The 12140-nt window shown below is 36.1% G+C and carries 10 protein-coding genes; 4 read left to right on the forward strand and 6 right to left on the reverse strand.

The window, feature by feature from the left end; all coding sequences use genetic code 11:
• Nucleotides 1–2592, reverse strand: coding sequence for a type I DNA topoisomerase (topA, locus tag ACJTDF_RS02905; protein WP_407966063.1), 2592 nt, complete (start codon nucleotides 2590–2592; stop codon nucleotides 1–3).
• Nucleotides 2593–2837: 245 nt separating this feature from the next.
• On the opposite strand from topA, the gene ACJTDF_RS02910 reads away from it, so the two are divergent.
• Nucleotides 2838–3044, forward strand: a complete 207-nt coding sequence (locus tag ACJTDF_RS02910; protein ID WP_407966064.1) for a hypothetical protein — start codon at nucleotides 2838–2840, stop codon at nucleotides 3042–3044.
• Here the strand turns inward: ACJTDF_RS02910 and dprA are convergent.
• Genes dprA through ACJTDF_RS02930 form a run of 4 tightly spaced genes read right to left on the reverse strand, consistent with a single transcriptional unit; the run spans nucleotide 3004 to nucleotide 7064 of the window.
• Nucleotides 3004–4185 (reverse strand): DNA-processing protein DprA, encoded by a 1182-nt coding sequence (dprA, locus tag ACJTDF_RS02915; protein WP_407966207.1) that lies wholly within the window; start codon nucleotides 4183–4185, stop codon nucleotides 3004–3006. The two genes, ACJTDF_RS02910 and dprA, sit on opposite strands and share 41 nt — an antisense overlap.
• Complete coding sequence (plsY, locus tag ACJTDF_RS02920) at nucleotides 4163–4789, reverse strand: glycerol-3-phosphate 1-O-acyltransferase PlsY (protein ID WP_407966065.1); 627 nt, start codon at nucleotides 4787–4789, stop codon at nucleotides 4163–4165. Before plsY ends, dprA begins: the two co-directional genes overlap by 23 nt.
• Nucleotides 4789–6102: a dihydroorotase gene (locus ACJTDF_RS02925; RefSeq protein ID WP_407966066.1), complete on the reverse strand. Its 1314-nt coding sequence runs from the start codon at nucleotides 6100–6102 to the stop codon at nucleotides 4789–4791. The genes plsY and ACJTDF_RS02925 overlap by 1 nt, the downstream gene beginning before the upstream one ends.
• Entirely contained in the window at nucleotides 6099–7064 is a 966-nt protein-coding gene (locus ACJTDF_RS02930; RefSeq protein WP_407966067.1) for an aspartate carbamoyltransferase catalytic subunit, read from the reverse strand. The genes ACJTDF_RS02925 and ACJTDF_RS02930 overlap by 4 nt, the downstream gene beginning before the upstream one ends.
• 125 nt (nucleotides 7065–7189) lie before the next feature.
• Between ACJTDF_RS02930 and ACJTDF_RS02935 the strand changes: the two genes are divergently transcribed.
• The gene (locus ACJTDF_RS02935) at nucleotides 7190–8818 is read left to right on the forward strand and encodes an acyl-CoA dehydrogenase family protein (protein ID WP_407966068.1); all 1629 of its coding nucleotides are present in this window, start codon (nucleotides 7190–7192) and stop codon (nucleotides 8816–8818) included.
• On the opposite strand, the gene ruvX is transcribed toward ACJTDF_RS02935, so the two are convergent.
• Nucleotides 8792–9283 carry a Holliday junction resolvase RuvX gene (gene ruvX, locus ACJTDF_RS02940; protein ID WP_407966069.1) on the reverse strand — a complete coding sequence of 164 codons (492 nt, stop codon included), beginning with the start codon at nucleotides 9281–9283 and terminating at the stop codon, nucleotides 8792–8794. The genes ACJTDF_RS02935 and ruvX overlap by 27 nt on opposite strands.
• A gap of 152 nt (nucleotides 9284–9435) precedes the next feature.
• Between ruvX and gatC the strand changes: the two genes are divergently transcribed.
• The gene (gene gatC / locus ACJTDF_RS02945) at nucleotides 9436–9723 is read left to right on the forward strand and encodes an Asp-tRNA(Asn)/Glu-tRNA(Gln) amidotransferase subunit GatC (protein WP_407966070.1); all 288 of its coding nucleotides are present in this window, start codon (nucleotides 9436–9438) and stop codon (nucleotides 9721–9723) included.
• 30 nt (nucleotides 9724–9753) lie between these two features.
• Entirely contained in the window at nucleotides 9754–11238 is a 1485-nt protein-coding gene (gene gatA / locus ACJTDF_RS02950) for an Asp-tRNA(Asn)/Glu-tRNA(Gln) amidotransferase subunit GatA (protein WP_407966071.1), read from the forward strand.
• Nucleotides 11239–12140 lie beyond the last annotated feature (902 nt).

Consider the following 12140-nt stretch of genomic DNA (forward strand, 5'->3'; position numbering starts at 1 on the left):
TTATGCCTTCTTTTTGCGGGGTGAAGTCTTTTTAGATGTTGCCTTCTTTTTTGAAGTAGCTTTTTGTGCTGTTTTTTTAATTGATGTTTTAGTTGATATAAGTTCTAACGCTTCTGCAAGTGTGATTGTAGCTGGATCTTTATCTTTTGGTAAGGTAACATTAATTTTATTCCAGTTAACATATGGACCGTAACGCCCATCACGTATAGTAATTGCTCCACCTTTTGGGTGATCTCCTAATGTTGCTAGCGCAGCAGGCGTTATTCTACGTTTATTGGTTGCACTGTCTTTTTTTGCAGCAAGTATTGTAACGGCACGATTAATGCCAATATCAAAAACTTCATCTATACTAAAAAGATTTGTGTATTGTCCATCATGAGCAAGATAAGGACCATATCGTCCAATTGCGGCTGTAATTATTTTTCCTGTTTCAGGATGAGTTCCAACTTCACGAGGTAGAGATAGTAAAGCTAAGGCTTTATCAAAATCAATATTTTCTATTTGCCATCCTTTAGGCAAACTTGCACGCTTAATTTCTTTACCTTCGCCAAGTTGAATATACGGACCAAAGCGGCCATTACGAAGAGAAATATCTTTCCCTGTTTCAGGATCAATACCAAGCATAATAGGTTCATCATTGTGCATGGCTTTACTTTGTTCTTCTGTATCTGAACCCAATTGGCATGTATATTTACACTCAGGATAATTAGAACAACCAACGAATGCGCCATAACGCCCTAATTTTAATGACAATTGGCCGTTTGTACAAAGGGGGCAAGAGCGGCAATCGCTTCCATCTTCACGTGTAGGGAAAGCAAGAGGGGCTAACGCTATGTTTAAAACATCAAGAACATTCATTATACGCAGTTCTTGGATACTCGTAATAGATGCATTAAATTCATCCCAAAAGTCGCGTAAAACATCTTTCCAGGAAAGTTTTCCATCCGATATAAGGTCTAATTTTTCTTCAAGAGCTGCTGTAAAACCACATTCTACATAGCGATTAAAAAAATTTTCAAGAAAGGCCGTAACTATACGTCCTTTAACATCAGGAATAAGTTTGCGTTTATCAGTTATGATATACCCACGATCGCAAAGTGTGCTTAATATAGATGCATAAGTTGAAGGTCTGCCAATTCCTAATTCTTCAAGCTTTTTAATTAATGCCGATTCGGAATAACGAGGAGGTGGTTCTGTTGTATGTTGTATCGATTCAACTTTTTCTTTTGTAAGTGATTCTCCAACATTAATCTGCGGAAGACGTCCTGTTTCATCCTCCTCACTATTTTCTTCTTCTTTTGGATCCGTATAAGCAGAAATGAAGCCATCAAAACGAATAACAGAACCTGTCGCACGCAAATGGGCATGATTTTCTTCTTGCAATGCTTCAATTTCGACAGTTGTACGTTCAATTTCAGCAGAACACATTTGGCTGGCAATAGCGCGTTTCCATATTAATTCATAGAGCTTTGCTTGATCACTATCGAGAACATTGCACACTTGATTAGGATGACGTGTAAAGTCTGTAGGACGAATAGCTTCATGTGCTTCTTGTGCATTCTTAGCTTTTGTTGAATAAAAACGCGGTTTTTCAGGAACATAGTGCTTTCCAAAAGAATCAATAATCGCTTTTCTTGCTGCATCAATAGCTTCTGAAACCATTTGTACTCCATCAGTACGCATATAAGTGATAAGTCCTGCTGTTTCACCATTGATTTCAACACCTTCATAAAGCTTTTGAGCAACTTGCATTGTGCGAGAAGCTGAAAAACCTAATTTTGAAGAAGCAGCTTGTTGTAATGTAGATGTTGTAAATGGTGGAGAAGGGTTCCTTTTTATAGGCTTAGCTTCAATACTTAATGTGCGATAATTTGCTCTTTCCAACATAAAGAGGATTTGATCAGCTTGTTCTTGGGATTGAATATCAAGCTTACCAAGTTTTTTATGGTTAAATTCTGTTAACCGCGCATGAAAAATGTCATTTCGGAGTGTTTTCAAGTACGTTGTAATTGACCAGTAGTCTTCTTTAACGAATTGCTCTATCTCTGATTCGCGATTGCAAATGATACGTAGGGCAACTGATTGAACACGACCAGCAGAACGAGCGCCAGGTAATTTGCGCCATAAAACAGGAGAGAGAGTAAATCCAACCAAGTAATCGAGAGCTCGACGTGCAAGGTAGGCGTCTACAAGTGATATATCAATATCACGTGGATTCTTCATGGCATCAAGAACGGATTTTTTTGTGATTGCATTAAAAACAACTCGCTTAACAAGTTGATCATTTAAAACTTTTTTTTGTTTTAGAACATCAAGGATGTGCCATGAAATAGCTTCTCCTTCACGGTCAGGGTCGGTTGCTAAGATAAGGCTATCAGCATCTTTGACTGCTTTTGCTATTTCATTCAAACGTTTTGCAGAAGCAGTATTAATATCCCACTTCATAGCAAAATCTTTATCAGGAAGAACAGAGCCATCTTTTGCAGATAAATCACGTACATGCCCAAATGATGCTATGACTTTGTATTGAGATCCAAGATACTTATTGATTGTTTTTGCTTTTGCTGGAGATTCAACGATAACAATATCCATAATTTTATCCGAATGTTGAAACAAAATTCTCTTTATAAACTTCTTTCAAATGAATAGCTAATGACAATTGGTCAAGAGCACATAAAAAAAACTACATTATACAACTTTTGATTGTTATTATTAAAAATACACCCTATAAAAGAAATCGTATAACTTATTTTCCACAGCTAATATAAAAAGTATACGGCAAAATACTAAGATAACGTCTATTGAGAGGTGGGGAGAATGCTCAAGGATAAAAGATTATGTTTATAAATCACTTAAAGATTATCCACTATATTACAGATATGTCAAAACAAATGAGCCAGATGGCACGTCAAGCTCATAGTCCACTTTTAGCATTGCTTTTGGATATGGTAGCTGAAGAGGGACAAAGTATTATTAATAGTGCTGAGGCTCTTGGAGAAGATCCTAACTCGACAATGATACATAACCACCAGAGTGCCGAATAAGCTTTCCAGCAAGATCGAGTTCAATTAGCAAGAGGTAGAGTTTTTGTAACGAAACACCTGAATAAATGCTGAGTGTATCTAAATCAATTGGAGTGCTTGATAGAGCTGAAAGGACAGCTGCACGTTCTATATCATCTCCAATTAAAGGAGTTTCATTAGTTATTTTCTTAGGTGAATGAGCATTTTCTTGTGGAAATTGAATTGAATATGTTTCTTCAAAAAAGCTGAGTTGTGGTTCGGTCGTCTTCGAGGTTAACGGTGTGAGTGTTTCTATAATATCAGAGGGATGTGTAACCAGCAAAGCACCTTCTTTGATAAGATTATTAGTACCAATTGCTCTTGGATCAAGTGGAGAACCTGGAATAGCAAAAATCAATCGTCCCATATCAACAGCTTGGCGTGCTGTAATTAAGGAGCCTGATCGCATGGCTGCTTCTACCACTAAAAGACCAAGCGATAGAGCTGCAATAATACGATTTCTTCTTGAGAAGTCGTTAGCACGTGCTTTCCAACCAATGGGCATCTCACTAATAATTGCTCCACCATTACTAAGAATATCATCATAGAGTTTTTTATTTTCAGGAGGATAAATGTAATCAATACCACCAGCCATGACTGCAACTGTGCCTGTTAGCAAACTTGCTTGATGAGCAGTGCTATCAATTCCACGTGCAAGTCCAGAAACAATTGTAAAACCAGCATTACCAATAAAATGAGCAAACTGGCTAGTTAATTTTTTGCCAACTGCAGAGGCATTTCGAGAACCAACAATCCCAACAGAGGGTTTTTGAAAAATTGAGCAATCGCCTTTTATAGCAATAAGTGGAGGCGATGCTTCTACTACTTTGAGGAATGGTGGATAATCTGGTTCCCCTATACCGATAAACCGAATACCTTGTTTTTCAGCTTGTTGCATCTCTTTCTCAGCATCATCTAATGTCGCGATTCGAATAGATTTAGCAAGCCCTCCCTTTTTACTAAGTTGAGGAAGCATAGCAAGAGCATTTTCTGCTGTTTTATAATGGTCAATCAAATTACGAAAAGTAACCGCTCCAATATTTTCACTCCGTAATAATCGCAACCAATTTAACCGTTGCTGATCAGTAAGCAAAATTCCTTTATTTGTTCCTATTTGTGGTATCAACTTTATTTTCTTTCCCTGCTAATAATCTGCGAATATTAGTTTGATGTTTTATAACAACGAGTATGCTCATTGTTATTATTATGTAAGCAACATAGAGAGAAGAGGAATAACAGTAAATAAAAATTGGAGTAATAATTACAGCTACAAGTGCAGAAAATGAAGAATAGCGAGTCAATACAAATGCTCCTATCCAGGCAATAATAAAAATAAGAGCTGCTAACCAATAAAAACCTAAGCATATACCTAGATAAGTTGCAACACCTTTACCTCCTTTGAATTTAAGCCATATGGGATAAAGATGCCCTAAGAAGGCTAAAAATCCAGTTAGAAGAGCAATTTCTACAGTATCAAATAAGAATTTTGTCATCCAAATAACAAAAGTTCCTTTTAATATATCGCATAAAAGGGTAAGAGCTGCGATTTTTTTATTGCCTGTTCGTAAAACATTTGTCGCTCCAATATTTCCAGAACCAATTGCTCTTATATCGCCAAATTCAGAAAATTTTGTAAAAAGTAGTCCAAATGGCACAGAACCAATGAGATAAGATATCAGGAAAATAAGCCATGTATTGAATTGCAAAAGTATTTCTACTTCACTCATTAAGAATCTCGTTTGCTTTGTTGATTAATTTTAAATACTGATTGTCCTTTTACAAAAGTTTGGAGAACACGTCCCTGAAAACGAGCATTTTCGAAAGGAGTATTTTTTGAACGTGAATGCAGCATCTCTAAGGATAAGATCCATGGCTCATCTAAATCAACCAAAATAAGGTCTGCAGGAGCATCTTTCATAAGTGTTCCAGCATTGAGACCAAAAAGTTTTGCAGGTGCTGTCGATAAAAGTTCAGTTAATCGTAAAAGAGATACGGTTTCATTGTGATAAAGGCGTAAGGCCGCGCTTAGCAAAGTTTCCATGCCAATAGCGCCTGTTGCAGCTTCTTGGAATGGCAAACGTTTTGCATCAACTCCTTGAGGATTGTGGGAAGAAGCAATGATATCGACTGTCCCATCTTTTATTGCGTTAATCATTGCTATACGATCTTCTTCTGCACGTAATGGGGGCATTAAGCGGAAAGAAGTACGATATTCACCAATATCATTTTCATTCAAAGATAAGTGATTAATGGATACACCAACTGAAATTTTTTCACTATGTTGTTTTGCTAAACGAACAGCATCAGCAGACATAGCTGTCGATATTTGTGCTGCGTGGTAGCGTGTTTGTGTGAGAACAGCTAGCCGTAAGTCTCTTTCTAGTGGAATGACTTCTGCTTCACGTGGAATTCCAGGAAAACCAAGCCAACTCGCTAACAAACCTTCATTCATAACGCCTTGATCAGAAAGATCGTAGTCTTGTGTTTCGTGGATCAATGTCATATCAAAATCACGCGCATAAATCATTGCGCGCCGCATAATAGCTGAATTTTGAAGTGTCTTTTTTCCTTCACTAAATGCAATTGCTCCTGCATTTTTCAATAAACCAAATTCAGTAATTTCTTGTCCTTTCAGACCTTGCGTGATAGCAGCAACTGGATAAATATTAACTAATGATGTTTCATGTGCTGTGCATGTAATAAATTTAATAAGGGCTATATTATCAATTATCGTCTGTGTATCAGGCATCATAAGAAATGAGGTAATACCACCGGCCGCTGCAGATTGGCTTGCTGAAGCAATCGTTTCAGGATGTTCAGCTCCTGGTTCTCCGATAAAGACTTGAGCATCAATGAGTCCAGGGAGAATTGCTTTATCTTGTGCATCAATGATTTCTGCTCCTTCTGGTGCTCCTTGATTTAAAGCTTCTTTTCCTGCGGTTACAATCAGTCCATTTTCAATGATAACTGTACCAATTTCATCAATTGCGCGTGAAGGATCAACAATGCGGGCGTTTTGAAAAACTATTGGTCTTGTCATTTCTTTTTTTTACTCCAATTTTGGCGTAAATCTAATAAAGCTTCCATGACAGCCATACGCACAGCAATACCCATTTCTACTTGTGTATGAATCATACTTTGTGCGCTATCTGCTATATCAGAAGCAATTTCTACACCACGGTTTATTGGGCCAGGGTGCATAATAATACAATCATTTTTAGCATACGCTAAATTTTCTTTATGCAAACCAAAATAATGGAAATATTCACGAATAGAAGGGATAAAAGTACCTATCATACGCTCGCGTTGTAAGCGTAGCATCATAATAACGTCAGCATCTTTGAGACCTTCTTTCATTGTATTAAATACTTCAACGCTCATATTTGAGATTCCAGTAGGTAAAAGTGTTGATGGCGCAACAGCGCGAACGCGAGCTCCTAAAGCATTGAGACTGATAATATTAGAACGTGCAACGCGTGAATGTAAAATATCGCCACAAATTGCGACAGTTAATCCTTCAATATGACCTTTTATTCTTCTAATGGTTAGAGCATCTAATAAAGCTTGTGTTGGGTGTTCATGTGCACCATCACCTGCATTAACTACGCAACAATCAACTTTTTGTGCTAAAAGAGCTGCAGTTCCAGCACAGTTATGGCGAATAACTAGTATATCAGGCTTCATCGCATTAAGAGTTGTTGCTGTATCAATTAATGTTTCCCCTTTTTTTACAGACGAATTGCTAATAGCCATATTCATCACGTTTGCTCCTAATCGTTTGCCAGCTAATTCAAACGAAGATTGAGTTCTTGTGGAAGCTTCAAAGAAGAGATTAATTTGAGTATGCCCACGTAATATAGATTGTTTTTTATCAATGTTCTTGGAAAAAAGTACATTCTCATCTGCGCGATCAAGTAATATATTAAGGTCTTGTACATTAAGGTGCTTAATCCCTAAAAGGTGCCGGTGAGGAAAAATTGGAAAAATAGTATTATGAGTCATAGTATTCTTTTCTATAGATCTCTAAAGAGCTTAAATGAGCATTTGTTTAAATATAATAAATGTTTTTAGCTGTAAAAAGGCAAATAGTCTATGATATGAGTGATTCTAATAATAGGAATATACTTATGAATGTTGTATCCACGGAGAATTCCCAGCGAAAAAATGCATTTCTTAGTGATACGCTTATGTTTCGTATCGCATCTACTTTACCTACTTCCTTATTGGCAAGTTTTGAGGAAATAGGAGCTTTTGTCGCTAGTGATGAAGCGTGGGATCTTGCACGTTTAGCAAACAGTCACCGACCCACGTTGCACTATAACAACCGATGGAGACAATCAAAAGAAGAATTAGATATTCACCCTTCTTATCATACTCTTCAACGATATTCTAGACAAGCAGGTTTAGTTTCTTCGCTTTGGGAAAATACGACTTCAGAAAATAGAGTACGTTATCAGGCACGTGCTATTCGCTTGGCTTTATTGGCTGGTTTGGAAACAGGACATTTAAATGAGATCACTGTAGCAAGTGCTGCTATTGCAGTGTTAATTGGTGATATTGAATTATTTAAAAAATGGCAAGATGCGCTTTTATCACGCCAATATGATTTGTCTTCTAGATCTATTGAGAATAAAAGGGGAGCTTCACTGACTTGTGCTTTTGATAATGTTGAGGAAAGTGAAAAATATACTTTTAATTTTCCAGCTGTTCAAAGGATTTCTTTTGATGAAAAAATGGGGCGTGATCTATATCGTTTAAACATTATAAAAACTAATGTTGTTAATCCGATGGCTGACGGATATATTGTAAGCGCAGAAATAGATGGCCTTTTAAGCTGCTTTTTAATTCCACGTATGCAAGAAAATGGCTTATTAAATGGTGTTATATTAACTCGTTATTTAATTCAGCGGTCTGGAGAATATTCAGCTCCAGAAGGAGTTATCGAATTCCGAGGTTGTTATGGTTGGCTTGTCGGTAACATAGGAGAAGGGGCTAAGGTGATTAAGGATATCGAAACCATGATGCGTTTCGATCAGGCTATAATATCAGCAGGTGTTTTGCGTTCTGCGCTTCAATTTAGTATAGATTTTCTTCGGAAGCAAACTCCAAATCAGCCTTTCCCACCATTAACAGAGCGTATTTTTGCGGATATTGCACTTGATATAGCTGCTTCGCAAGCATTGGTTATGCGCTTAGCACGAGCGTTTGATAACGCCGCAGATAATCGTTCTGAGGCAGCTTTCGCAAGAATTATGACACCTATTGTTGCTTGTCATGTCAGTCAATTAGTTATTCCGATTATTGGTGAAATTATTGCACAGGTTGGTATAGTGAGTTTCACGGATAGTAATCCTTTGTTGCAAATATTGCGTGACAGTCCTGCACGAATAGTTAAAAATAGTGGTGTTAATCAATTGGTAAGGGATGCAATTCTTATAGGTGATAAAGCACCCGGGTTATTTCAGCAATTATTAGAAAAAATTGCAGCTGATATTGGACAAGCTGGTCCACGAGCGATTGAAATTATTAAATCCGCTGTGAATATGGCATCGATAAATGAAGGAGCTGGTAGGTTTTTTGTTGAACAGATGGCATATGCATCTGCCAGTGCAGCGTTACGTTATACAGAAGTTGAACATGTTGTAAATGCTTATATGGAAAGTCGTCTTGGAGGACAATGGAGATCATCTTATGGTATGTTGATCGCAAGATATAATCCAACACAATTATTAGATGTTCTCTATCCTGCTGTTTGATTGCAGAGTCTTAATTCTATCGAGAGCGCCTTGCAAAATGAAAGCAGCAGCAGCTGAATCAATGCGTGATTTTCTTTTAGAGCGCGACATATCCATTTCTAAAAGACAACGTTCTGCAGCAATTGTCGATAACCGTTCATCCCAAAAAATAAAAGGAATTTTTGTATATGTTGCCATATTACTAACAAAAGTTTTGGTTGCTTGAACACGTGGACCGTTGCTTCCATTCATATTAATGGGTAAGCCAATGATAATAGCTCCTACATTTTCATTGTTAAAAATTTGTATAAGTGTCAGAGCATCTAATGTGAACTTTTTTCGATAAATAACAGGTCGCGGATTTGAAAATGTTAAACTAATATCAGAAATAGCAATTCCAATTGTTTTGGCACCCAAATCTAAGCTTGCTATTGTTTGCCCAAATAAAAGATGTGTCGTAACTTCGTTTATACTGATAATGGCCATGTTGTATGCTTAGAGTATCATAATATTTTGGTTGGTTACAATAAAAATTGGGGTGTATATACCAATATTCTTGCGCTTATAGACGTAGACTTGTATAGCCAAAAAATGAATGGGTTAATAATATTAGAGTAAATCAAGTAGAAAGGTGCAATATGTCTGTTGATAGTAAAACAGTCAAGAGGGTGGCAAAATTAGCGCGTATTGCTATCCATAATGATGAAGTTGAGCGTATAACAGAGGAGTTTAATACCATTTTAGATTTTGTAAAACAGCTTGACGAAATTGACGTTAATGGAGTTGAACCACTAACATCAGTAATTCCGATGGCTTTACGAAAACGTGAGGATGAGATTACGGATGGTAATAAGGCCACGGATATTATAGCAAATGCACCTTTAGCAGAAGAAAATTTTTTTCTTGTTCCAAAAGTAGTCGAATAATTTTTTACATTTTAAAATTCGAGAATCAACATGACCGATTTAATAACCTTAACAATTGCACAAGCTCGTGATGCTTTAAAAAAGGGAGACCTGAAAGCAATTGAATTAACAGAAGCTTATTTGAAAGCAATTGAATTGGCTAATCCAATTTTGAATGCTTATGTAGCAGTAACTGCAGAACAAGCAACAAAAATGGCCGCTGAATCTGATATCCGTTTGGCGAAAGGAAGAGCTGGTATTTTAGAAGGTATTCCATTGGGTATTAAGGATCTCTTTGCAACACAAGATATACACACTCAGGCTTGTTCATATATTCTTGATGGTTTTAAACCGAAATATGAATCAACTGTAACTGCTAATTTATGGAAAGATGGAGCAGTTATGTTAGGTAAGCTGAATATGGATGAGTTTGCTATGGGATCATCCAATAAAACATCATGTTATGGCCCAACTATTAATCCATGGCGAAAAAAAGAATCAGATGAAAAGCTTGTTCCTGGTGGTTCTTCAGGAGGCTCTGCTGCTGCTGTTGCAGCTCGTCTTTGTGCGGGAGCAACAGCAACTGATACTGGTGGATCAATACGTCAGCCAGCAGCTTTTACTGGTACTGTAGGGATAAAGCCAACTTATGGACGGTGTTCGCGTTGGGGAATGATAGCTTATGCCTCATCGCTTGATCAGGCAGGGCCTATTGGACGAGATGTGCGTGATTGTGCAATTATGTTAAAATCAATGGCTTCCTTTGATGATAAAGATTCAACTTCAGTTGATTTACCAGTACCTGATTATGAAAGCTATCTTGGTCAATCGATCAAAGGAATGAAAATTGGTATCCCAAAAGAATATTATATTGAAGGGATGTCTGATGAAATTGTTGATCTTTGGCAAAAAGGAATTAATTGGCTAAAAGATGCAGGAGCAGAGATTATTGATATTTCATTACCTCATACAAAGTATGCTTTGCCTGCTTACTATATTGTCGCTCCTGCAGAAGCATCTTCTAATTTGGCACGCTATGATGGTGTTCGTTTTGGACTTCGTATACCAGGAAAAGATGTTATTGAAATGTATGAAAATACCCGTTCATCTGGTTTTGGCGATGAAGTTAAGCGACGTATTCTGATTGGAACTTATGTTCTTTCAGCGGGTTACTATAATGCTTATTATCTTAAAGCTCAGAAAGTACGAACTTTAATTAAGCGTGATTTTGATCATTGTTTTGAACTTGGTATTGACGCTATTCTAACTCCTGCAACACCGACATCCGCCTTTAGTATTACAGATGAAAAAATAAAAAATGATACAATAGCCATGTATCTCAATGATATTTTTACTGTGCCAGTTAATATGGCTGGCTTACCAGGAATTTCTGTTCCTGCAGGTTTATCATTAGATGGTTTGCCTCTGGGATTACAATTGATAGGTAGATCTTTTTCTGAGGAAGTAATTTTTCAAATAGCATATATTATAGAACAAGCAGCAGGAAAATTAAATGCTGAAAAATGGTGGACATAAAATATAGTTTATAATTTTAATGCTAGTTAAAAAATAATTATAAATCACAATCAAATATGTAATTTAAATTCACAACTAAATCAAAGATACATTATGAGTGTATTATGATTTTTTAACTATGTTAGAAAAGTAGACAAAATAATTAAAGTAAAAACATTTCCTTTTTAATTAAATAATCTATTACATTTGAAAACCTAACAAAAGACAATTGTGTGCCGTAAAAAGTACAGACTTTAAAAATCTCTTAGATATTTGGTTATGAATAACAATCAAACGCGTGATTCTGAGTTAAATAATTAAGATAAAACATGAAAAGTAATAATCAAATTCATCTTTGAATATTTAAGTACAAAATTGAAGAGTAGAATAACAGTTTTTGTGAAATAGCTTAAAAGAGCAATATTTTGTATTATAAGCCAATTTAATTTGTATAGTAAGATAACAATGCGAAAAATTATTAATCGTAGAGATTTTTAATATCTAACAAAAAAGATTACGATTAAAGCCGCATTGTAAATGAAGATGATGCGCTCAATAGGAGTAAGAGCTTACTAAAATATATACGAAAAACGATCAGGGCTTATCATATGCTGTCAGGATATCATATTGTAGCATAGGGATGACACTATTCTATTTTAATTTTTCATGCAGGATTGGTTTGATAGAAACAGCAAAGTCAAAAATACAATGCTATAAAAATAATGCTTGAAGTTAAAGAAAGAATTAGAGAATGCAATGAATTTTTGCAAGAGCAGGAAAAAACTTATGGATCTTGAAATATACGCTAAGCATTATGAATGGAGTATATAAGAAAATCCTGATTATACTAATTTTTTGGTTATCTTTGCAAAGAAAAATTTATACAAAATCAGTATTACGAAGCAAGAAAACTATGATAAGAG

The organism is Bartonella bennetti (assembly GCF_045945445.1).
In the GTDB taxonomy this organism is placed as follows: domain Bacteria; phylum Pseudomonadota; class Alphaproteobacteria; order Rhizobiales; family Rhizobiaceae; genus Bartonella.

Excerpts from the sequence above, each read along its gene's own strand:
- topA (WP_407966063.1), bottom strand. The coding sequence starts at position 2,592 with ATGGATATTGTTATCGTTGAATCTCCAGCAAAAGCAAAAACAATCAAT.
- ACJTDF_RS02910 (WP_407966064.1), top strand. The coding sequence starts at position 2,838 with ATGTTTATAAATCACTTAAAGATTATCCACTATATTACAGATATGTCA.
- plsY (WP_407966065.1), bottom strand. The coding sequence starts at position 4,789 with ATGAGTGAAGTAGAAATACTTTTGCAATTCAATACATGGCTTATTTTC.
- ACJTDF_RS02925 (WP_407966066.1), bottom strand. The coding sequence starts at position 6,102 with ATGACAAGACCAATAGTTTTTCAAAACGCCCGCATTGTTGATCCTTCA.
- ACJTDF_RS02930 (WP_407966067.1), bottom strand. The coding sequence starts at position 7,064 with ATGACTCATAATACTATTTTTCCAATTTTTCCTCACCGGCACCTTTTA.
- ACJTDF_RS02935 (WP_407966068.1), top strand. The coding sequence starts at position 7,190 with ATGAATGTTGTATCCACGGAGAATTCCCAGCGAAAAAATGCATTTCTT.
- ruvX (WP_407966069.1), bottom strand. The coding sequence starts at position 9,283 with ATGGCCATTATCAGTATAAACGAAGTTACGACACATCTTTTATTTGGG.
- gatC (WP_407966070.1), top strand. The coding sequence starts at position 9,436 with ATGTCTGTTGATAGTAAAACAGTCAAGAGGGTGGCAAAATTAGCGCGT.
- gatA (WP_407966071.1), top strand. The coding sequence starts at position 9,754 with ATGACCGATTTAATAACCTTAACAATTGCACAAGCTCGTGATGCTTTA.